This window comes from Geodermatophilus sp. SYSU D00697, assembly GCF_054050175.1.
Map to the genome: position 1 here is coordinate 170976 of NZ_JBJGYV010000002.1, position 21890 is coordinate 192865.

Annotated in this window: 16 protein-coding genes; 10 read left to right on the forward strand and 6 right to left on the reverse strand. The window is 75.2% G+C overall.

Features of this window, described 5'->3' with window-relative positions:
- Positions 1-16 precede the first annotated feature (16 nt).
- Positions 17-1285, forward strand: coding sequence for an LLM class flavin-dependent oxidoreductase (locus tag ACI79C_RS02785; RefSeq protein ID WP_456944083.1), 1269 nt, complete (start codon positions 17-19; stop codon positions 1283-1285).
- A 51-nt stretch (positions 1286-1336) separates the two neighbouring features.
- Here ACI79C_RS02785 and ACI79C_RS02790 read toward each other — a convergent pair whose 3' ends face one another.
- The gene (locus ACI79C_RS02790; RefSeq protein WP_456944084.1) at positions 1337-2131 is read right to left on the reverse strand and encodes an enoyl-CoA hydratase/isomerase family protein; all 795 of its coding nucleotides are present in this window, start codon (positions 2129-2131) and stop codon (positions 1337-1339) included.
- A 212-nt stretch (positions 2132-2343) separates the two neighbouring features.
- Between ACI79C_RS02790 and ACI79C_RS02795 the strand changes: the two genes are divergently transcribed.
- Positions 2344-8373, forward strand: a complete 6030-nt coding sequence (locus ACI79C_RS02795) for a DUF4011 domain-containing protein (RefSeq protein WP_456944085.1) — start codon at positions 2344-2346, stop codon at positions 8371-8373.
- A 7-nt stretch (positions 8374-8380) separates the two neighbouring features.
- On the opposite strand, the gene ACI79C_RS02800 is transcribed toward ACI79C_RS02795, so the two are convergent.
- The gene (locus ACI79C_RS02800) at positions 8381-9331 is read right to left on the reverse strand and encodes a chitosanase (protein ID WP_456944086.1); all 951 of its coding nucleotides are present in this window, start codon (positions 9329-9331) and stop codon (positions 8381-8383) included.
- Between the two features lie 159 nt (positions 9332-9490).
- Here ACI79C_RS02800 and ACI79C_RS02805 point away from each other — a divergent pair, with 159 nt between their 5' ends.
- The 5 genes from ACI79C_RS02805 (at position 9491) to ACI79C_RS02825 (ending at position 14250) form a co-directional block, all read left to right on the forward strand.
- On the forward strand, positions 9491-10594 hold the full coding sequence (locus tag ACI79C_RS02805) for a serine/threonine-protein kinase (RefSeq protein WP_456944087.1): 1104 nt from the start codon (positions 9491-9493) through the stop codon (positions 10592-10594).
- 21 nt (positions 10595-10615) lie between these two features.
- A complete protein-coding gene (locus ACI79C_RS02810) occupies positions 10616-10753 on the forward strand; it encodes a hypothetical protein (RefSeq protein WP_456944088.1) in 138 nt (45 codons plus the stop codon).
- Positions 10754-10758: 5 nt separating this feature from the next.
- The gene (locus tag ACI79C_RS02815) at positions 10759-11928 is read left to right on the forward strand and encodes a TRAFAC clade GTPase domain-containing protein (RefSeq protein WP_456944089.1); all 1170 of its coding nucleotides are present in this window, start codon (positions 10759-10761) and stop codon (positions 11926-11928) included.
- Positions 11925-13595 carry a GAP1-N2 domain-containing protein gene (locus ACI79C_RS02820; RefSeq protein WP_456944090.1) on the forward strand — a complete coding sequence of 557 codons (1671 nt, stop codon included), beginning with the start codon at positions 11925-11927 and terminating at the stop codon, positions 13593-13595. Before ACI79C_RS02815 ends, ACI79C_RS02820 begins: the two co-directional genes overlap by 4 nt.
- Positions 13596-14079: 484 nt before the next feature.
- The gene (locus ACI79C_RS02825) at positions 14080-14250 is read left to right on the forward strand and encodes a hypothetical protein (protein ID WP_456944091.1); all 171 of its coding nucleotides are present in this window, start codon (positions 14080-14082) and stop codon (positions 14248-14250) included.
- A 21-nt stretch (positions 14251-14271) separates the two neighbouring features.
- On the opposite strand, the gene ACI79C_RS02830 is transcribed toward ACI79C_RS02825, so the two are convergent.
- Complete coding sequence (locus tag ACI79C_RS02830) at positions 14272-16551, reverse strand: SpoIIE family protein phosphatase (RefSeq protein WP_456944092.1); 2280 nt, start codon at positions 16549-16551, stop codon at positions 14272-14274.
- 10 nt (positions 16552-16561) lie between these two features.
- A complete protein-coding gene (locus tag ACI79C_RS02835; protein WP_456944093.1) occupies positions 16562-16912 on the reverse strand; it encodes an STAS domain-containing protein in 351 nt (116 codons plus the stop codon).
- Positions 16913-16988: 76 nt separating this feature from the next.
- On the opposite strand from ACI79C_RS02835, the gene ACI79C_RS02840 reads away from it, so the two are divergent.
- The 3 genes from ACI79C_RS02840 (at position 16989) to ACI79C_RS02850 (ending at position 20128) form a co-directional block, all read left to right on the forward strand.
- Complete coding sequence (locus ACI79C_RS02840) at positions 16989-17423, forward strand: ATP-binding protein (RefSeq protein ID WP_456944094.1); 435 nt, start codon at positions 16989-16991, stop codon at positions 17421-17423.
- Between the two features lie 92 nt (positions 17424-17515).
- Entirely contained in the window at positions 17516-18937 is a 1422-nt protein-coding gene (locus ACI79C_RS02845; RefSeq protein ID WP_456944095.1) for a serine/threonine protein kinase, read from the forward strand.
- 27 nt (positions 18938-18964) lie between these two features.
- Entirely contained in the window at positions 18965-20128 is a 1164-nt protein-coding gene (locus ACI79C_RS02850) for an RtcB family protein (RefSeq protein WP_456944096.1), read from the forward strand.
- 124 nt (positions 20129-20252) lie between these two features.
- Here ACI79C_RS02850 and ACI79C_RS02855 read toward each other — a convergent pair whose 3' ends face one another.
- On the reverse strand, positions 20253-21221 hold the full coding sequence (locus ACI79C_RS02855; protein ID WP_456944097.1) for a TIGR03557 family F420-dependent LLM class oxidoreductase: 969 nt from the start codon (positions 21219-21221) through the stop codon (positions 20253-20255).
- Between the two features lie 95 nt (positions 21222-21316).
- Positions 21317-21808: a hypothetical protein gene (locus tag ACI79C_RS02860; RefSeq protein ID WP_456944098.1), complete on the reverse strand. Its 492-nt coding sequence runs from the start codon at positions 21806-21808 to the stop codon at positions 21317-21319.
- Positions 21809-21890: the final 82 nt, after the last annotated feature.

A 21890-nucleotide genomic window follows, 5' to 3' on the forward strand; every position in this document is an offset into this window, starting at 1 on the left:
CATTGGAGTGGTCCCCGTGCCCGAAGTGATCCTGCAGGTCTATCCCACCCTCGGCGACGAGCAGGAGATGGCCGCCCGCCGACCGATCGGCCGGGACAACGACGCCTACCAGCGGATGCTCGAGGGCCTGGTGGAACTGGTGAAGGCCGCCGACGACCTCGGCTACTGGGGCATCACCCACGTCGAGCACCACATGCACTCCGAGGGCATGGAGATCTCGCCGGCCCCCCTGATGCTCAACCTGTACCTGGGGCAGCACACCAAGCGCCTGCGGCACGGGCAACTCGGCCTGGTGCTCCCGGCTCACGACCCGATCCGGCTGGCGGAGGAGATCGCCATCGTCGACCACATGCTCAAGGGCCGGCTGTTCGTCGGCATGGCCCGCGGCTACCAGGCGCGGTGGCAGAACATCCTCGGCCAGCGGTTCGGGGTGACCTCGACGGCCTCCGACATGAGCGAGGCCGACCAGCGCAACCGGCTGCTCTTCTCCGAGAACTTCGCGATCATGAAGAAGGCGTGGACCGAGCCGCTGCTGCAGTACGACGGCCCGACCTACCAGGTCCCCTTCCCGGTCGAGGGCATCCCGAACTGGCCGCCGGCCGACACGATCACCCGCCCCTACGGGCAGCCCGGCGAGGTGGACGAGCACGGCACGATCAAGGGCGTCAGCGTGGTGCCGCGGCCCTACCAGAGCCCCCACCCGCAGCTGTTCCAGGCCTTCGGCGCCAGCCCCGGGACGCTGCGCTGGTGCGGCGAGGAGGACGTCACCCCGACCATCCTCATGGGCTCGCACGAGAAGCTGCGCCAGCTCATGGACATCTACGTGGAGGGGGCCACCTCACGGGGCCGCAACCCCCGCTTCGGCGAGGGCATCGGCGTCTGCCGCACCTTCTACATCTACCCGAACGGGACGCCGGAGGACGAGGTGCGCGCCCGCATCCGGGAGAGCGTGGACCGCTACGAGAAGCCCGTCTGGCAGGGCTGGTACGAGCAGTTCGGCTTCATGGAGGGCGCTCGCTACGACGGCGAGGAGGGACCGGTGCCCAAGCCCGGCGAGCACCTCGCCGACCGGCTCATCAACAGCGGGCTGCTCATCGGCGGCACGGTCGACGACGTCAAGCGCCAGGTCGGGGACTTCCTCACGAAGCTGCCCATCGACTACTTCGTGTGGCTGTTCCACTGGGGGATGATCCCGCGCGACGAGGGCCTGCAGATGCTCGAGCTCTTCTCGACCGAGATCATGCCCGAGTTCGGGCTCGCCGAGGCCGGCGCCGGCCAGGCCTGACCCCCGAGCGGCCGGAGGCGCCCGTCGACGGCGCCTCCGGCCCCTCGCGGCCTAGCGCCCGGTCCACCGCGGCGGGCGCTTCTCGAGGTGCGCGGCGATGCCCTCCCGGCGGTCCTCGGACAGGTACGGGTTGGGCCCGACGTCGAGCCGCAGTGCCTGCCACAGCGGCAGCTCCAGGGCCTTGACCGCGGTCTCCTTCATGCGCCGGATCGAGATCGGGGCGTTGGCGGCGATGGTCTCGGCGAGGCGCAGCGCCGTGGGCAGGACGTCGTCGGCCGGCACGAGCCGGTTGACCAGGCCCCAGCGCTCGGCGACCTCGCTGGTCACGTACTCGCCGGTGTAGAGCATCTCCAGGGCGATCCCCATGGGGATCCGCTTGGGCAGGACGACGGAGCCGAAGTTGGCACCCATCCCGATCTTCGCCTCGGGCAGGCCCATCGGGACGCCGGTCGCCGCCACCCGCAGGTCGCAGGCCAGGGCCAGCTCGAAGCCGCCGGCCACCGCCGCGCCGTTGACCGCGGCGACGATCGGGACCGGCGTCTCGCTGACCACCTCGAACAGCGAGCGGGTGGGCCGGTTCATCGGCGGGCGGAAGCGCTCGCCACGCCGGTCGCCCTCGCGGATCTCCTTGAGGTCGAAGCCGGCGCAGAAGGCCGGGCCGGTGCCGGTGAGCACGACCGCCCGCACGTCGCCGTCCTCGCCGCAGCGCAGCAGCTCCTCGACCAGGTCGGCCTGGAGGGCGCTGGAGAGCGCGTTGCGGCGCTCGGGCCGGTCGAGGGTGAGCACGCGGACGTGCCCACGGTCCTCGACGACCAGTCCCGACTCCCGCCGCTGCGTTCCACTCATGCCGGCCAACCTCTCACGAACCGGCGGGGTGCACTCCCGACCGACGAGGTCGATCGGAACCGGCCCGTATCGGCGCCCCGAGACGGCTTCGTGACCCTCCGGAGGTGTCTCGGATGTGATCCGTGGTCAGACGGGCAGCACCCGTCACACCCGCCCCAGACGCCTCCGCCGCCTGACCGGACCGGTCCGTCCGGGCCGGTAGACAGGACGCCATGAGCACCACGGACCTCCGGCCCACCGATCCCAGCACCCGGCCGGCCGTGGCGATCCAGGCGACCTCCACCCCGGTGCTCAGCTACGCCCTGGCCCACAACCGGGTCCCGGTGGTCTCCCGGCTGGCGTTCACCAACCACGGCGGGCCGGTCCGCGCGGCCACGGTGAAGCTCGGCGTCCGCGACGCGGAGGGCCCCATCGGCAGCGCGGTCGAGGTGCTCGTCGACCTCGACGCCGGCCAGACGACGGTGCTCAGCGACGTCGGCCTGGTCATGGACCCCGCCGCGATGCTGCAGATCGAGGAGCAGCGCCCCGGCTCGATCGAGATCGACCTCCTGGCCGACGGCGAGGACATCGGCGGGACCGCCGTGCCGGTGCAGGTGCTGGCCGCCAACCAGTGGCTGGCCGCGCCGGTCCCGCTGGCGCTGGAGATGCTCGCCGCGCACGTCCTGCCCAACCACCCGACGATCACCACGCTGATCGCCGAGGCCGGCGCCCTGCTGGAGGAGCGCACCGGCAGCGGGTCGGTGCAGGGCTACCAGTCCGGCCCCGAGCGGGTCGACGAGATCGTCGCCGCGATCACCGAGGCGATGCGGCGCCGCGAGATCCGCTACAGCGAGCCGCCGGCCAGCTGGGCCGACGTCGGCCAGAAGGTGCGCACCCCAGGCGACGTCCTCGACGGGCGGGTGGGCACCTGCCTGGACACCGTGGTCGTCCTCGCCGCCGCCCTGGAGCAGGCGGGCATCCGGCCGCTGCTGTGGCTGGCCGAGGGGCACGCCTTCCTCGGCTACTGGCGGGAGGAGCGCAGCGCGGAGAGCGCCGCGACCACCGACGTCGCGCCGCTGGTCAACCTGGTCGACCTCGGCCTCATCCGGCTGGTCGAGACCACCCTGCTCACCAGCCGCGGCTCGGCCGAGGCCGACCTGCACCGGAGTGCGTACGACGCCTGGCTGGCCGGCGACCTGGACCGGGTGCTGGGCGTGACCGACGTCCACCGCGCCCGGCGCGACGGCATCGTGCCGCTGCCGGCCCGCACCCGCGGCCTGGACGGCGCGGTGCAGGTCTTCGAGTACCGGCCCGCGGTGCACAGCGTCGCCGCCACGCCGGTCGAGCGGGTGGCGGTGCCGTCGGCCCCGGGCCGCGGTGACATCCCCGCGCGGGTGCAGCAGTGGAAGAACAGCCTGCTCGACCTCTCCCTGCGCAACCGGCTGATCAACTACACCGAGCGCGCCGGCCTGCCCCTGACCGTCCCGGCCGACTCGCTGGCGACCCTGGAGAACCTGCTGCACACCGGCACGGCCGTGCAGCTGCTGCCCAGCGACCGGATCGCCGCGGTCCACCGCGAGCGCGGCCTGCGGTCGGCGGCCGAGCTGCCCGCCGACTCCCTCGCCGAGCTGCTGCTCGAGCGGAAGGGCGTGCACGCCGACGTCACCGAGGGCGGCTACCTGCCCCGGCTGCGCAACCTGGCCTACAAGGCCAAGACCGTGCGCGAGGAGACCGGCGCCAACAACCTGTATCTGGCACTGGGCAGCCTGGTCTGGGAGCTCGACGGCCGGCCGCTGCGCTCGCCGCTGGTGCTGGTGCCGGTCACGCTCACCCCGACCAGCCGCAACGGCGTCTACAAGCTCACCCTCGACGAGACCGGCAGCAGCACGCCCAACTACTGCCTGCTGGAGAAGCTGCGGCAGGTGCACGGGCTGACCGTCCCCGGGCTCATCGAACCCGCCGAGGACGGCGCCGGCATCGACCTCGACCGTGCCCTGCAGGCCATGCGCCAGGCGCTGGCCGACGCCGCCCTCCCCCACCGCGTCGAGCCCACTGCCGACCTCGCCGTCCTCCAGTTCGCCAAGTACCGGCTCTGGAAGGACCTCGACGAGCACTGGGCCGACTTCACCGCCAACCCGCTGGTCGCCCACCTGGTGCACGAGCCGACCGAGCCCTTCGCCGACCCGGTGCCGGACACCGCCGGCCGGGTCGACCTCGACGAGCTCGCCGCCTCCTGCCCCGTGCCGGCCGACGCCTCGCAGCTGCGCGCGGTCGCCGAGGCCGCGGCCGGCCGCACGTTCGTGCTCGAGGGCCCGCCCGGCACCGGCAAGTCGCAGACGATCACCAACCTGCTCACCCGCGCGGTGGCCGACGGCAAGAAGGTGCTGTTCGTCGCCGAGAAGCGGGCGGCGCTGGACGTCGTCGCGCGCCGGCTGGACGCCGTGGGCATGGGCCCGTTCGCGCTGGACCTGCACGACAAGGGCAGCCGGGCCTCTGTGGTGCGGGCGCAGATCCAGGCCGCGCTCGAGCACGCGGTCGCCGTCGACGAGCAGGGCCTGGCCGCCGACGGCGAGGACCTCCGCTCCGCCCGCCGCACCCTGGCCCGCTACGCCGACCGGCTGCACGCCCAGAACGCCGCCGGGCTGTCGTTCTACTCGGCGCGGACGGCGGTGCTGTCGGTGCGCGACGGCGTCCCGGCGCTGCCGCTGCCGACGCCGTTCGTGGCCGCCGCGTCGGCCGAGACGCTGACCGCGGTGCGCCGGGCGCTGGCCCTGCTGCCCGACATCGCCGACCTGGTCCGCCCCTCCCCGCGGCACGCCTGGGCGTTCGTCGACACCGCGCGGGTGGACCTGCTCGCCGCGCAGCAGGCCGCGGCCGCCGTCGACCAGGCCATCCGCGAGCTGCCCGTCGAGCCGCACCTGGCCCGGGTGCTGCGCGAGGTGCGCAAGCCCTCGGACCTCGACGCGCTCGCCCACGTCCTCTCCGGCCCGCGGACGACGCTGGACGTCCTCGACGAAGTGCCCACGGAGCGGTGGACCGTCGCGACGACGACCGTGCTCGGCGAGGTCGCCGCGTTCTCCTCCGCCGTCCACCCGGGCATGGAGCTGGCCACGCCGGCCGCGCTGGAGCTGCCGCTGGCCGATCTCTACGTCGCCGCGCAGACCGCGCAGGCCGGCCGCTGGCTGGCCCGCCGGAAGGGGCTGCGCGCCGTCCGCGACCGGCTGGCCCCCGTGCTGCGGCCGGGCGTGAAGGTGAAGCTCAAGGACGTCCCGGAGCTGACCGCCGCGCTGTGGCGGGTGCAGACCGCGGCCGCCGGCATCGTCGCCCGCGCCTCGGTCATCCCGGGGCTGTCCGTCCCGCCCACCTGGAACCCGCTGGCCGAGCCCGAGCTGCTGGTCGGCCAGGTCGAGTGGCTGGAGCGGGCCGGCACCGCCACCGACAGCGCCAGCGAGTTCGCCGTCGCGCTGCGCCGCTGGGTCGTCCAGGGCCCCGGCCCGGACGCCGCCGCGGCCACCGCGATCGCCCGGCTGCGCGGCGCGGTCGCCGCGCTGCTGCGGGTGTGCAGCAGCGACGAGCGCCGGCTGGCCGACTGGGCCGGGGACGACGGGCTGGTGCTGCGCTGGCAGATGACCCGCCCCGAGCGCGGGGTGGAGCACACCGGGCTGATGTCGCTGCGCCGCTGGGCGGACTTCATCGACACCCTCGAGCCGCTGCGCACCGCCGGCCTGCACGAGGCGCGCGCGCTGCTGGTGCGCGGGGAGCTGCTCGCCGACGACGCCGTCCGCGCCTTCGAGCACGGGATGGCCCGGGCCTCGGTGGACGAGCGCCGCGGCGCCTCCGGCCTCGACGGGTTCGACGCCGACGTCCACGAGAAGGCCATCGTCCGGTTCACCGCCGCCTCCCGAGCGGTGCGCGAGCACCTGCGGACCGCGCTGCCGGGCTCGGTGCTGGCCTCCCGGCCCTTCGACGCCGCCAGCGGCAACGGCCAGGTCGGCGCGCTGCAGCGGGAGCTGGCCAAGTCCCGCAGCCGGCTGGGTGTGCGCGGGCTGCTCGCGGAGTACGGGGAGCTGGTCACCGCGGTCATGCCGTGCGTGCTGGTCAGCCCCGACTCGGTGGCGCGGTTCTTCCCGGCCGAGGCGGGCCTGTTCGACCTGGTCGTCTTCGACGAGGCCTCGCAGATCCGGGTGGCCGACGCCGTCGGGGCGCTGGGCCGGGCGAAGGCGGCGGTCGTCGTCGGCGACAGCAAGCAGATGCCGCCGACGTCGTTCATGGAGCCGTCGTCCGGCTCGGCCGAGGACGACGCCATCGAGCTTCTCGGCACCGCGGTGGAGGACGAGGAGTCGATCCTCTCCGAGTGCGTCCAGGCGCGGGTGCCGCGGCAGTGGCTGTCCTGGCACTACCGCAGCCAGGACGAGTCGCTCATCGCATTCAGCAACGCCAACTACTACGAGAACCGGCTCTCCTCGTTCCCCGCGCCGACCCACGGCCGGCCGTCGGCGGACGTCGACGGCCGCGGCATCTCGCTGGTCCGGGTCAACGGCACCTTCCACCGCTCGGGCGCCGGGCGGCTGCTGCGCACCAACCCGATGGAGGCCAAGGCGGTCGTCGCGGAGATCCGCCGCCGGTTCGACGCGTCTCCGGAGGCGCTCCCCTCGATCGGCGTGGTCACGTTCAACGCGCAGCAGCGGGCCTACATCGAGGGCCTGCTCCGCGACGCCGGCGACGAACGGCTGGTCGAGGCGCTGGACCGCACCGACGGCGAGGGGCTGTTCGTCAAGAACCTGGAGAACGTGCAGGGCGACGAGCGCGACGTGGTGCTCTTCTCGACCGGCTTCAGCGTCAACGACCGCGGGTTCCTGCCGCTGAACTTCGGCCCGCTCAACCGGGTCGGCGGCGAGCGCCGGCTCAACGTCGCGGTCACCCGCGCCCGCCGGCAGGTCGTCGTCTTCACCTCGTTCGACCCGTCCCAGCTGCGCGCCGAGCAGACCTCGTCGGTCGGCGTGAAGCACCTGCGCGCCTACCTGGACCTGGCCGCACTCGGCACCGACGCGCTGCCTCGGGACGCCCGTCCGGTCGCCGTCCCCGACCGGCACCGCGAGGAGATCGCGGCGGCGCTGCGCGAGCGCGGGCTGGTGGTGCGCACCGACGTCGGCCTGTCGGAGTTCCGGGTGGACCTCTCGGTCGCCCGCGCCGACGCCCCCGACGCGCCGGTGATGGCGGTGCTGCTGGACGGGCCGGCGTGGGCGCGGCGGCGGACCGTCGGCGACCGCGACGGCCTGCCGGTGGAGGTGCTGTCCGGGATGCTGCGCTGGCCCGCCGTCGAGCGGGTCTGGCTGCCGACCTGGCTGCGCGACCGCGAGGAGGTGCTCGACCGCCTGGCCGCCGCCGTCGCCGCCGTCCCGGCGCCCGCGCTGGCCGCCCCGGCGGCCTCGGCTCCCTCGGTCGCCGTCGCGGCTCCTTCGTTCGACGTCGCGGAGCCCGAGGAGGTCGCGGCGCCGGTGGTCGTGCCGGCACCCGCGGGGCCACCGGCCTCCGAGGTGCGGTCCGTCGCCCCGCTGCGCGCCGCGGCGCCCGCGGTGCTCGACGTGCCGATCACCGACCCGGCCCCGGTCGCCGAGTCCGCTCCGGGAGCCGACGCCACCCCGGCCGCCGAGGCCGCGCCGGCCCGGCCCGCCCGCCGGGCGCTGAGGAAGGTCCCGGCCGAGTCCCTGCTCGAGGGCGAGGTCCCCTTCGTCCCCTGGGTGCCCAAGACCGCCGGGGAGCGCAAGCTGCTCGACCAGCTCTCCGACGCGCGCGTGGCCCGCACGGTCAAGCGCGTGCTGAACGCCGGCATCCGGGCCGAGGGTCCGATCCACCGCGACCGGCTGGCCCGCCTGACCGGGAGCGCCTTCGGGCTCACCCGCGTCAGCGAGGCCCGCCGCGACGCGCTGCTCGGGCTGCTGCCGCCGGGGACCCTCGACGGCGAGTTCGTCTGGCCCGAGGCGACCGACCGCGCGACCTGGGCGGCCTTCCGCCGCCAGGCCGCCAGCACCGACCGGCCGCTGGAGCACGTCGCGCCGGAGGAGGTCGGCAACGCGATGGTCGCGTTGTGCCGGGCGAGCGCGGGGATGACGCCCGACGAGCTGATCCTGCGGACGGCGGAGGTCTTCGGCTACCGCCGCCGGACGCCGTCCCTCGCTCCGCTGCTGGAGTCGGCGCTGACCCGGGTGCTCGACGCCGGCCGGCTCACCCGCCAGGAGTCCGGGCTGCTCACCGTGGGCTGACCGCGGGTCAGGGGATGCGGTAGTCGTCCCCGTAGGTCGACCAGCGCAGCGGCACGTTGAGGTGGAGGTTGCCCTCCTCGAGGAAGACCCGCTGCGCCTCGTCCACCCGGCTGGTGTCGCGGTGCGCGCGCTCGGCCTGCATCGCCTCGACCCGCGCGTCCAGGAAGGCCTCGAGCCACTCGGTCTCGTCGCCGCCCTGGGACGGCGGGCTGGCCACGGCCAGCGCGGCCGCCCGGATGCCGCCGAAGCTGAGCCGGTCGTCGCCGGGCCCGTGCACGACCATGGCGTCGAAGTAGGCGAACTGGCCCAGGGCGTGCACGCCGTCGGCGAGCGCCTGCTGCACCGCCGGGTCGAAGTAGGCCTGGTCGACCACGTGGTCCTGCGCGGCCTGGAACTGCGGGTCGCGGGCGGCCGCCCGCCAGTCGGCGACGAACGCCGACCCGAGGCCCTCGCGGGTCACGTGGCCCATGCCGAGCTCCTCCTGCACGCGCAGGGCGGGCAGGTACTGCTCGAGCCGGTTGCCGGGCGCGATCGAGGTGTAGTACTCGACCAGCCGGGTCATGTCGCCGCAGCCGCTGCAGAAGCCGACGAGGCCGGCGGTGTAGCCGCGGTTCTCCTCGGGGACGCCCTCGACGTCCCACTCGATGTAGCCGTACTGGCCACGCCAGTCGAGGGTCGAGTTCTCCGCGCTGGAGATCAGCTGCATCGCGACGTCCCGCTTGGCGGGGGCGGTGAGGTCGGAGGTGTCCACCGGCGTCGGGCTCGCCTCCGCGGTCGGGGCCGGCTCGGCGTCGGGCTCCCCGCCGACGCGGGCGACGACGACCACGAGCAGCACGAGCAGCACCGCCAGCCCGGCCGCGCCGAGGCCGAGGACGACCGACGGCGAGGGACCCCGCCGCGGCGCCCGGTGCGAGGTGCGGGCGGTGTCCGGCCGGGAGCCGGTGCCGACACTGCTCATCAACGCCCCTGACCTGGCTGAGATCGTTCGCTCCCGCAACAACTCGGTTGTACCCGCGAATCCCGGTGCCGTGCGGGGTGGGGCGGAACTCCATGGATGTTCACAGGTTCGCGATCTACGGTCGGGGTCCGCCTGCTGACGACAGGGAGGGCCCCGCACGTGGACGAGGCACTCGACCCCACCGGAGCCGTCGCCGACCTCGCCGGGACCCGCCAGGTCGAGCTGCTCGAGCCCGGCGACCCCTCCTCCATCGGGCCCTACGAGCTGCTCTGCCGGCTGCCGCGCGGCGGCCAGGGCGCGGACGTCTTCGTCGGCTCGACCGGGCCGGACAGCCCGCTGGTCGTCATCAAGCGGCTGCCCGAGGCCGCGCCCGAACTGGCCCGCAAGCGGCTGGCGCGGGAGGTGGAGAACGCCGCCCGGGTGAAGAGCTCCCGGGTGGCCCGCATCGTCGACCAGGACCTCACCGCCGACGCGCCCTACTACGTGCAGGAGTACGTGACCGGCACGCCGCTGGACGAGTTCCTGGCCCGCCGCTCGGCCGGGCTCAACGCCGAGGAGCTGCGCCGGATCGCGATCGGCCTGCTCCGGGCGCTGCGGGACGTCCACGCCGCCGGCGTCGTCCACCGGGACGTGAAGCCGGGCAACATCATCATCTCCGGCGCCGACGTCTGGCTCGTCGACTTCGGCATCAGCCGCTACATCGGCCCGGAGCCGCCGTCGGGCACCTCGACCACCGGCATCGCCGCGCTGGGCACCAAGCTGTTCGCCAGCCCCGAGCAGCTGCAGGGCGCGGTGCTCACCGAGGCCAGCGACGTCTACAGCTGGGGCATGGTGATCGCCTACGCCGCCGGCGCGGTCCACCCGGTGGACCCCGACGACACCATGCCCGACTCCGACTACTTCCTCGCGCTGCGCGCGGGCCGGCTCAACCTGTCCCTCGTGCCGCCCAACCTGCTCGACAGCGTCTCCGCCGCGCTGAAGTTCGCCCCCGAGAAGCGCCCGTCGGTGGCCAGGCTGGCCAAGCAGGTCGAGCAGCACACCCGGTGGCTGGGCGGGACCTCGCAGATCGCCGACCCGCGGACGACGATGCGCGACCTGCAGTCGGTGGGGGCGGTCGTCGAGGCGGCGCGCTACGAGCTGGGCCGGCTGGAACGCGCGGTCGCCGACACCTGGGCCGGCTTCGCCGCGGCGATCGCGGTGGCGGTGGTCCTGGGGATCCTCGCGGGCCTCGTCCTCGCCGTCGCCTACCACCTGGTCTTCTAGCGCAAGGAGGTCTCCCCGACCGTGTCCGGACTGTACGAGCGGGCCCTGGCCCAGCAGCGCCTCGACGCGCGGCGGCACCGCTACCGCGAGCGGCAGCGGGTGCTGCTGGCGGTGTTCTGCGCGGTCGCCGTCCTCTTCTTCGTCGTCTTCGTCCGCTGATGGCGATGAAGCGCCGGGTCTGCCCCCGCTGTCTCGAGCCCCTGACCACCCCCGTGTGGCGGGACGCCCACGGCGTCGCGCACCGGCCGCCGGTCGAGCGCCGCACCCGGTGGCAGCGGTTCCTCGAACCGCTGCGCGCCGACCCGGTGCCGCCACCCACCCCGAAGGACGCCGCCGGCGCGGCCGCGGCCAACGTCAGCCCCACCTGCCCGCGGGGGCACCGGCTGCCGCCGGACTACCTCGACCGGCCCACGATCGTCGTCGGCCTGGTCGGGCTGACCGGCGCGTCGAAGAGCACCTACCTGACCGTGCTCATCGACCTGCTGCACGAGGGGGCACTGGCGCCGCTGGGCATCTCGGTGGAGATGGACGAGGAGAGCGCCGCCCGGTTCGACGACTACCGCTACCGGCTGATGGTGCAGCGCCGGCAGCTGCCGCTGACCCTGCCGCTCCTCGGCGAGGGCAGCTCACCGGAGCCGTTCATGCTGGTCCTGCGCGGCACCGGCCGCAGCGGCGCGGAGCGGGCGGTCAACCTGGTCTTCTTCGACGCCTCCGGCGAGCAGCTCTACCGCGCCGAGGACATGGGCCAGTACGGGAAGTTCCTCTACGCGGCGTCCTCGGTGCTGGTGCTGCTCTCCCCCGGCGTCTTCCCCCGGCTGCGCCACCTGGCCGACCCGGGCGAGGAGTCGATGGGCCTGGCCCGGCACACGCAGATGGTGGTCAACCTGGCCAACCTGCTGCGCAGCGCGCGCAACCTGCACCAGGACAGCCCGTTGACCGGCGTCTCGGCGGCCGTGGTGCTCACCAAGGCCGACAAGCTGCGCGGCCTCCCCGACTTCCCCACCGACACCCTGCGCGACACCGACCTGGCGGCGCGGCCGCTGGCGCACTGGTTCGGCGAGGTGCGGGACACCAGCTCCCGGCTGGTGGACTTCCTCGAGCTCAGCGGCGGCTCCAACCTGCTCACCGCGGTGCTCAACCGGCTCCCGCGGCCGACCGTGCACGCGGTGTCGGCCACCGGCGCCGACGCCAAGGACGGCGGCTACCCGGAGATCGCCCCGGTCGGCTGCCTGGACCCGCTGCTGGTCCTCCTGGCCCGCCACGGCTTCCTCTCCGAGGAGGGCCTCGACCCGGAGGAGGCCGGCTCGGCGCCGTACCGCGAGTGGTCCGGATGAGCGTCCGGGCCTGCGCGCAAGCGATCTACACCTCGGCCCCGCGGACGCTGGAGGGGCCGGGCTTCGGCGTCTTCGCGCACTCGGCGGACTGGCCGGCCGAAGTGGGCCGCACCCGTAAGGCGCTCGGCGCGCTGGTCGGGTTCACCCCCGACGCCACCGAGACCTTCGGGCTGGTGCACCGCCCCGGCGGCCGGCTGCTGCACCGCACGGTCGCCGCGAGCGCCGACGGCTTCGGCCGGCCCGGCAACTACCTGGTGCACCTGCTCTGGGACGACGGCGGCCGGCTGGGGGTCCGCGAGCTGCTGGCGCTGCGCCGGGCCGGGCGGTTCCTCGACGGGCTGCCCGAGGGCGCCACCCCGACCGACCAGCTGCCGCCGCTGCGGGTGCCGGCGACCGATCGCACCGTGCCGGTGCTGACCACCGACGAGGTCGACGCGCTCACCCCGAGCCTGGCCCGGCTGCTCGCGGTCCTCGCCGCCGGCGAGGGCGTCTGCCCGCTGCCGCGCCGGACGCCGTCGGGCCGGGAGGTCGCCGACGTCCTGTTCGACGTCCTGCCGCGGGCGCTGACCGCGGGGGTCTCGCTGACGGCCGGCCCGCGGGCGGACGACGGCGACACCGCCCCGGTGCGGGTGGAGCTCTCCGACGCCCTGCCGCGGTCGGCGGCGCGCGCGGCCGACACCGATCGGGCCCGCACGCTGCTCGAGGCCGCGAGCAAGGGGGAGCTGGCGCCGGACCCGGTCGGCGACCTGCGCCGGCTGGACGCGTGGCTGTTCGCCGACGCCTGGGCCGAGCAGGACGCCCCCGAGCTGACCGGCGAGCAGGTGGCGTGCGTGCTGGACTCCGAGGCCGGCCCGCGGTGGCTGGCCCGCGGGCGCAACGCCGCCGCCGCGCTGGAGCTGGCCGCCGGCGACCGGACCGTGGCCGCGTCCCTGAAGGCGGCGGTCGGGCAGTCGCCGGTCGCCGCCGAGCGGGTGCGCGGCGGTGTGCTGACCGCGCTGCTCGACGAGGTGTTCGACGGCGCCGAGGGCCCCGCCGAGCGGGCGGTGGAGATCGCCGGGATCACCCAGGGCGACCTGTGCGCCGCCCTGGCCGCCGAGGTCGCCCGCGGCCGGCGGATCGCCACCCTGGACCGGGCGGCGGGCCTGCTCGTCGAGCAGGCGCTGAGCCTCGGCGTCGCGCTGCCGCTGCTGGAGTTGACCGACGACGCCTGGGAGCTGGCGCTGCTCGCGACCCGCCGGCGCGTGGTCGGCGACGCGCTCGTGGCCCAGTGGCGGCGGGCCGGCGTCCCGTGGGAGGAGTCGCACCGGACGCTGCTCGGGCACCTGCTGCTCGCCGACGTCGGCTGGCTGGCCCGGCTGGAGGGCGCCGTTCCGCAGTCGGGACTGCCGCCGGTGCTGCGCTGGGCCGCGCTGCGGATGGACGTCCCCGGCGTCGAGAGGCTCGCCGCCGCGGTGGCCACCGGCGGCACCGCGGGCAACGGCTGGGCGCTGCGGGAGGTCGTCTTCGGCTCCGAGCTGCCGGCCGCGGACGTCGACGGCATCCTCGCCCGCCAGCTGGCCCTGCTGCTGGTGGACGACGGCTGGCCGGCCGACCTCGCGGAGTCCTTCGCCCGCAGCCGCGGCGCCGACGAAGAGCTACCCCGCCGGCGCCGCCGCCGTCCCGACTGAGCAGGTCCCCCGCCGCCGCCGTCCCGACCGAGCGGGTCCCCCGCCGCCGCCGTCCCGACCGACCGGGTAGCCCAGCGCCGCCGCCGTCCCGGTCGACCGGGTACCCCGGCGGGAGCTCGTGCTCTGCATGCCGTGGGCACGCAGAGCACGAGCACGCCAGGACAGGCCCCTGCCCGGTCCACCTCCCTCTCCGGGAGCTCGTGCTCTGCATGCCGTGGCCATGCAGAGCACGAGGACGCCGGGACCGACCCCTGCCCGGTCCACCTCCTCTCCGGGGGCTCGTGCTCTGCGTGCCGTGGGCATGCAGAGCACGAGCGTGCCCGGACCCCATGCCTCCGGGGTGGGCCGAGCGTGTGTGGGCAGAGCACGAACGCTGTGCTGTTCGGCTCCGGCCGACCCAGCGGTCACACCCGTCCCAGCCACCCCGGGGGCACCGGGCCCGGCTTCTACGCTCGGGGTCGACCACGCGCGGAAGGACATCATCGTGGCCCGACACCTGCTCGACGAGACCGCTGAGTTCCGGATGCCCACCCTCGGGCGGCATGCGGCTGACGACGAGGACGCCCAGGCCGACCTGACCCAGCGGCTGGACGGGATCGCCCGCCGGCAGCCGCCGGTCGGTCACCGCCGGCACGGCGACGACCGGGCCGAGTAGGACCGGTGCCCGGCCGCGCCCTCAGGTGCGGCCGAGGCCGACCAGGGTGACGTCGTCGGTGTCCGGCGGGTCCAGCGCGGCGAGGACGTCGTCGAGCAGCGTCTCGGGGTCGCGGCCGGCGGCCACCGCGGAGCGCAGCGCGCCCAGCCGTTCCTCGAGCGGCACGTCGCGGCGTTCGACCAGGCCGTCGCTGAACAGCAGCAACCGGTCCTCGCCGGCCAGGTGCAGCCGGGTCTCGGGGTACTCGGCGTCGTCGAGCAGACCCAGCGCGGGCCCGCGCCGGCCGGCCAGCAGGTCGACCCCGCCGGCCGTGGCGTGCAGCACCGGCAGGTGCCCGGCGCTGGACAGCGCGACCGCCCCCGTGGCCGGGTCGACCTCGGCGACGACGGCGGTCGCGAGCTCACCGGGCAGCAGCGCGGCGACCACCTCGCCCAGCCCCTGCAGCGCCGCGGCCGGACCGAGGTCGCGGAGCAGGTGCGCGCGCAGCGCGTGCCGCAGCTGGGCGGTGATCGCCGCGGCGGCCAGCCCGTGCCCGGCGACGTCGCCCAGCACGATCGACACCCGGCCGCTGGGCAGCGGGACCAGGTCGTACCAGTCGCCGCCCACGACGTCCGCGGCGCTCGGGCGGTAGCGGGCGGCCAACGCCAGGCCGGGGACCTTGGGCAGCTCCTCGAGCAGGAGGGTGCGCTGCAGCGCCGCGGCGAGCCGGTTGTCCTCGCCGGCCCGCTGCAGCGCGAACTCGGTGACGTGGGCGGCCAGCGCCTGCGCGGCGGCGACCTCGTGCTCCCGCCACGGGGTCGCCGTCCCGCGGACGGTCTCGCGCCAGGCGGCGAAGGATCGGCGCGGGGACAGCCGCGGGCCGGCGTCGGTCGGCACGGTCTTCGGGGTGTGCGGGTTGCCGCCCCAGGTCACCTCGCGCGGCGTCTCGGGCCGGAACCAGGCGAGGAAGTCCCCGCTCCCGCTGCCGACCTCGACGGCGAGCAGCCCGCTGGCGGTGGCCGCCACGTCGGCCGCGGCGGGGACCACCCGACCCAGTGCGTCGGTCGCCGGGTGTCCGGTGTCCAGCAGCCCGGCCACCAGTCCGGGCACCCGCTGCGCCGGCGGGGTGCTGCCGAGCAGGTGCAGCCGGCCGCCCAGCCGCACCGCGGCGCCGGAGGCGGGCACCAGGTCCAGCACGCTCGGGCTGCCCCCGGTGAGCGCCCGCGCGGGCGTCCGCGGGCTCCGGCCGAGCGCGGCCACCAGCTCCGCCTGCCGCTGCGCCACGCGGACGGCGTCCCCCCGCTCGGCGGCCTCGACAGTGGTGTGCAGCAGCAGGGACGCCGTCCGGCCGAGGAACTCGGCGGCCACCCGGTCGGCGTAGGAGGGGCGGTGCGGGCCGGCGTAGTGGTGACAGGAGACCAGACCCCACAACCGGCCGCGGTCGATGAGCGAGACCGACATGGAGGAGACCACGCCCATGTTGGCCAGGTACTCCAGGTGCACCGGGGAGACGCTGCGCAGCACCGCGCCGGAGAGGTCCAGGGGCCGGCCGGTGAGCGGGTTGACCGCCGGGTGCAGCGGCACCGGGCGGTAGGTGGCGTCGGGGATCAGCCGCAGCCAGTTGGTCGCGTAGAGGGCGCGCGCCTGGGCGGGGATGTCGCTGGCCGGGTAGCGCAGACCGAGGAAGGGCTCGAGGTCCTCCCGGCGGTCCTCGGCGACCACCTCGCCATTCCACTCCGGGTCGAAGCGGTAGACCATCACGCGGTCGAAGCCGGTGAGCGCCCGGACGTCGCGGGCGAGGGTCGTGGCGAGCTCCTCCAGCGTGGCCGCGGCCGAGAGCCGCTGCAGCACGACGGGCAGCCGGCGGTGCCAGTCGGCGCCGCCCTGCTCGGCACCGGTCAGCGGCTCCCACTCGGTGACCAGCAGCCCCTCGGCGCGGTGCACGACGAGGTCCACCTCGCCGCCGGCCACGGTCACCCGCAGGGGGTTGAGCAGCGCGAGGTCACCGGCCAGCCCGTCGCGCAGCCGGTCCAGGTCGGCCGACGTGAGCACATCGGCGAGGGACGCCGGCTCGGTCCCCAGCAGCTCGGCGGCGTTGGCCGAGGCGACGACGACCCGGAGGTCGGGCTCGGTGACGGCGAGCAGGACACCGTGCGGCTGGATCGCCCCGGGGACGGCGATCGGCTCGTCGGCGCAGCGGGCGAGCGCCTCGTCGCCGACCTCCGTGGGTGGTGCACTCCGGCCCGACTCCGCGCCGCGATCCGCTCCTCGCTCGTTCCTCGCTGCGATGCTCCCGCGGCTGTCGTCGGGCGATGTGCTCACCGCCGCGACCCTACGGGCCGACCTCCCCCTCGGTCAGGCTGGCCGCCTCGACGATCGGCACGAGCGCCTGGAGTTCCAGCAGGTCGACGACCAGCCGGACCGGTCGGTTGTCGCGGGGGCAGACCACCTGCAGCCGCACCCCGCTGCGGGTGGCCCGCCGCGCGCACCAGGCCAGCTGGCGGGCGCCGGAGGAGTCCAGGAACGTGGTGTCGGTCAGGTCCACCACCATCGAGCGGGGCTCGGTGGCCAGCACGGCGTCGACGGCCTCCGCCAGCTGTGGCGAGGTCGCGATGTCGAGCTCTCCGCGTACTCTCAGCGCCGGTCGCCCGAGAACCGTCGTCCGCTCGATCTCGAAGAGCAAGGGAATCGGTCCCCTCGTCGTGGTCCACTGGCCCTCCGCAGGGTAGATGCCACCGGACAGGAGAGGGGAGCCAGGCGTGGACATCGGGTTCAGCGTCCGCCTTCCGGTGGACAGCAACAGCGTCCCCTTCGTCCGGGGGCTGTGCCGGCAGGCGCTGGAGCACCTGCGCGTGGAGCGGGGAGTGATCGACGAGATCACGCTGGCGCTGACCGAGGCCTGCGCCAACGTCGTCCAGCACGCCGGGGAGCACGGCGGCTACGAGGTGCAGGTCGCCATCGACTCCGGGACCTGCCGGATCAGCGTGTTCGACGACGGCCAGGGCTTCGACCCCGACGCGCCGCCGCAGGACCGGGACGGCTCCCTCCTGGACGGCGGCGGGCGCGGGCTGCAGCTGATGCAGGCGCTGGTGGACCGGCTGGACTTCGCGCACGACCCCGACGGCCGGCACCGGGTGACCCTGGTGAAGCGGCTGACCTCTCCCCCGCCGCTGCGCCTGGTCGACCCGGTCTGACGCCGGCTCGCCCCCCCGGCACGCTCCGGTCGGCCGCACGGGACGCCGATACCGGGTACGGCGGCGCGATCCCACGAGCACGGAGGTGACCGGTGGAGCTGGCAGGTTCGGTCCTCGGGAACCGGTACGAGCTGGGAGCCCTCCTGGCGACCGGGGGCATGGGCCAGGTGTGGCGTGCCCGGGACGTCGTCCTGGAGCGGCCGGTCGCCGTGAAGCTGCTCCGCAGCGAGTACACCGACGACCCGGGCTTCCTGGCCCGCTTCCGCGCCGAGGCCCGGCTGACGGCCGGTCTGACCGCGCCCTCCATCGCGACGCTGCACGACTACGGGGAGACCACCGGCCCCGGCGGGCAGCGGCTGGCCTACCTCGTGATGGAGCTGGTGGACGGCGAACCGCTCTCGGCCGTGCTGGCGCGGGAGGGCCGGCTGGGCCCCGACCGGACGCGGGACGTCCTGCGCCAGGCCGCCGCCGGGCTGGCCGCCGCCCACGCCGCCGGGGTGGTCCACCGGGACGTCAAGCCGGCCAACCTCCTGGTGGCCGCCGACGGCACCGTGAAGATCACCGACTTCGGGATCGCGTGGTCGGCGTCGAGCGCGTCGATCACCCGGACCGGACAGGTCATCGGGACGGTGCGGTACCTCTCCCCCGAGCAGGCGCAGGGGGCCAAGGCGACGCCGGCCAGCGACGTCTACGCGCTCGGCGTGGTGGCGTACGAGTGCCTGACCGGCCGCCGGGCCTTCGACGGGGAGAACCCCCTGCAGGTCGTCGCGCAGAAGGTCTCTCAGCGCCTCGGCCCCCTGCCGCCCGACGTCCCGCCGCAGCTGCGCCGGGTCGTCGAGCGGGCCCTCGCCACGGACCCCGCGGACCGCCTCCCCGACGGCGCCGCCCTGCTGCACGCCCTGGACGGCGGAGCACCCGAGCGCGAACGGACCCGGGTCCTGGCCACCGCCGACGCCGCACCGGCGACCCGCGTGCTGCCGTCAGGGCCCGGCCGCCGGCCGGCGCGGCGGCTGCTCGTGCCGCTGGTCGCGCTGCTCGTGCTGGCCGTCGTGGTGGGCGCGGTGGTGCTCGGCACCCGCGGCACGTCCTCCCCCACCGCGGAGCCGGCCCCCTCGCCGTCGGCGCCGGCCGGGGTGGAGGTCGCCTCCGGGGACTACGTCGGCCGCCCGGTGTCCGAGGTCGCGGACGAGCTCGGCGCGCTGGGCCTGACCGTGCGACCGCGGCCGCTGCAGACCGGTGACGTGCCCGCCGGGCAGGTGATCGCCCTCGACCCGCTCGGCACCCTGCAGCCGGGCGACACGGTCACCGTCACGCACGCCGTCGCCCCGCCGGCCCCGTCCTCCGCGCCGGCCGAGGAGGACCCCGACGAGGACGAGGCCGAGCCCGACGAGGGCAACGGCAACGAGGGCGGGGGCAACGGCAAGCAGGGCGGCGGGAACGGCAACGAGGGCAACCAGGGCAACGGGAACGGGAACGGGAACGGCGACAAGAAGGACGAGGGCAAGAAGGACTGAGGCCGCCGCGCGGGGTACCGGTCGGGCGTGGAGAAGATCAGCGACCGCCTGCTCAACTGGGCGTCGATCCTCGAGCCGACCACCCGGATGCAGGCCGAGCGCACCGCCTCGATGCCGTTCATCAACCCGCACATGGCACTGATGCCCGATGCGCACCTGGGCCTGGGGGCGACCGTGGGCTCGGTGATCCCGACCGACGGCGCGATCATCCCGGCGGCGGTCGGGGTGGACATCGGCTGCGGGATGATGGCGGTCCGCACCCAGTTCACCGGCGACGACCTGCGCGGCCGCAACCTGGCGACCCTGCACGAGCAGATCTCGCGGGCGATCCCGCTGTCGGCCGGCCGCTACAACAAGAAGCTGCGCGAGACGGCGGCGCCGCGGGTGGACGAACTCCGGGACCTGCCGGGTGCCGCGCAGGCCGGCGGCGTCGCGCACAACTGGCCGCTGCAGCTGGGCTCGCTCGGGTCGGGGAACCACTTCATCGAGGTCTCGCTGGACGAGGCCGACCGGGTGTGGCTGTTCCTGCACTCCGGGTCGCGCGGGGTGGGCAACCGGCTGGCGTCCCGGCACATCCGGGTGGCCAAGGACCTCACCGGAGCGCGGGACGTCGACCTGCCCGACCGCGACCTCGCCTACCTGGAGGAGGGCGAGCCGGAGTTCGACGCCTACATGGAGGCGCTGCACTGGGCACAGCGGTTCGCCTACCTCAACCGCGAGGAGATGATGGACCGAGTCGCCGAGCAGGTCTCCCGCTTCCTCACCACGGAGGTCGAGCGGCTGCAGGTGGTCAACGCGCACCACAACTACACCGAGCGCGAGGAGCACTACGGCACGCGGGTCTGGGTGTCCCGCAAGGGGGCGATCTCCGCGCGGGCGGGCCAGTGGGGGCTCATCCCGGGGTCGATGGGCACGGCGTCCTACATCGTCGTCGGCCGGGGCAACGTCGAGTCACTGCACTCCGCACCCCACGGCGCGGGCCGCAACCACTCCCGCGGCCAGGCCCGCCGGCTGTTCACCCGCGCGGACCTGGACCGCCGGATGAAGGGCATCGCCTGGGGCCGCTCGGACGCGTTCCTCGACGAGCACCCCGACGCGTACAAGCCGGTGGACGTCGTCATGGCCGACGCCGCCGACCTGGTGGAGGTCCGGCACACGTTGCGCCAGGTGGTCAACGTCAAGGGCGACTGAGCCGCCGGGCGGGTGCTCACCTGCGGGTGCTCGTGCTCTGCATGCCCCCGGTACGCAGAGCACGAGCACCCGCAGGTGGTGACCCCGCCGACCGAGGGTCGGCCGAGCAGTCCCGGGTCCGGGCTCAGGACGACGGCGTCAGCGCGCGCACCCGGCCGATGAGTTCCCGCTCGCAGACGTCGAGGAAACCGTCCGGGTCCGGGCCGGTGTTCTGCAGCACCAGGTGGTCGAAGCCGGCGTCGACGTAGGGCTGGGCCTGCTGCACGTGCGCGTCCAGGTCGGGGCCGCACGAGAACTGCTGCCGGATGTCGTCGGGCGTCACCGTCTCGCTGGCGGCGGCGAAGTTGACCGGGTTGGGCAGCTCGCTCATCACCTTCCAGCCGGTGACCGCCCAGCGGCTGGTCTCCAGGGCGGCCTGGACGGCGGACTCCTCGTCGGCGGCCCAGGCCATCGGCACCTCGGCGTAGTGCGGCCCCTTGCCGCCGGCGTCCCGGTACGCGCCGACCAGGTCCCCGCGCGGCTCGGTGGCGAACAGCCCGTCGCCGTGCTCCGCGGCAAGCCTGGAGGCCTCGGGTCCGCCGCTGGCCACCGCGATGACCGGGAGCTGGTCGGGGAGGTCGAAGACGCGGGCGTCCTCGAGCTGCAGGTACTGGCCGTCGTAGGACCGGTAGCCGCCCTGCCACAGCAGCCGGATGATCTCCAGGGCCTCGCGGAGCATCTTGTGCCGGATCCGCACCGCCGGCCAGCCCTGCCCGACGACGTGCTCGTTGAGTCGCTCGCCGGCGCCGACCCCGAGGGTGAAGCGGTTGCCCGAGAGGATCTGCACGGTGGCCGCGGCCTGAGCGATCACCGCCGGGTGGTACCGGATCATCGGGCAGGTGACGCCGGTGGCCAGGCCGATCCGCTCGGTCCGCGCGGCCATGGCGCCCAGCAGGGACCAGGTGAACGCGCTGTGGCCCTGGTCGTCCAGCCACGGGTGGAAGTGGTCGCTCAGCTCCACGAAGTCGAAGCCGGCCTGCTCGGCGCGGACCGTCTGCCGGATGACCTCCTCCGGCCCGAACGCCTCGGTGGCGAGCTTGTAGCCGACCTGCATGTCGTCGTCCCTCCGTGGATCCCCTCGGTCCCCCGGGGCCTGCCCGGGGTGCGGAGGGGGGAAACGACTCGCCGGGGCGGCACCGGCCGCCGCGGTCAGCTCCCGGGGTCCGCGTCCCCGGCGCGCCGGACGTAGCCCAGGCCGATCGGGCGGTCACCGGCCAGCCGCAACGCCTCCATCGCGCCGGCGTCGTCCAGGCCGTCCCGGCCGCGGCTGGCCTCGAAGAGCTCGACCTGCTCCTCGATCCACCGCTGGTGCCGGTTCCACGCGTTGAGCGGCGTGGTGCCGAGCGACTCCCCGATCCGCGCCCACGACGCCCCGGTGCGCAGCGCCGCGCGGATGCCCAGGTGCTGCGCGTCGTAGGCCCGGCGGGCGAGGACGACGCCCAGGTCGAGCAGCTCCAGGGACTCCTCCTGGTCGAGGGGGTCCACCTCGCCGCGCAGGTGGGCCGTCCAGGAGTGCGTGGGTGCCGGGGCGCGCCGCCGCGAGGACGCCGTCGCGTTGTCCCGCCGGCTCAGGTAGTCCAGCCGGGTCGCCGCCGTGACCATCGGCAACGCCAGCCCGGGGACCCCCACTCTGCCCGTCATGACGACGGAGCCTCGGGCAGCCGGACCCGCGGCCCGCCGCTCCCCCGGCCGTGTCGCGGGGATCCCGTCCCGACACGCGGCG

Coding starts and splice junctions, on each gene's coding strand:
- ACI79C_RS02790 (WP_456944084.1), bottom strand. CDS start 2,131: ATGAGTGGAACGCAGCGGCGGGAGTCGGGACTGGTCGTCGAGGACCGT.
- ACI79C_RS02795 (WP_456944085.1), top strand. CDS start 2,344: ATGAGCACCACGGACCTCCGGCCCACCGATCCCAGCACCCGGCCGGCC.
- ACI79C_RS02800 (WP_456944086.1), bottom strand. CDS start 9,331: ATGAGCAGTGTCGGCACCGGCTCCCGGCCGGACACCGCCCGCACCTCG.
- ACI79C_RS02815 (WP_456944089.1), top strand. CDS start 10,759: ATGAAGCGCCGGGTCTGCCCCCGCTGTCTCGAGCCCCTGACCACCCCC.
- ACI79C_RS02820 (WP_456944090.1), top strand. CDS start 11,925: ATGAGCGTCCGGGCCTGCGCGCAAGCGATCTACACCTCGGCCCCGCGG.
- ACI79C_RS02855 (WP_456944097.1), bottom strand. CDS start 21,221: ATGCAGGTCGGCTACAAGCTCGCCACCGAGGCGTTCGGGCCGGAGGAG.
- ACI79C_RS02860 (WP_456944098.1), bottom strand. CDS start 21,808: ATGACGGGCAGAGTGGGGGTCCCCGGGCTGGCGTTGCCGATGGTCACG.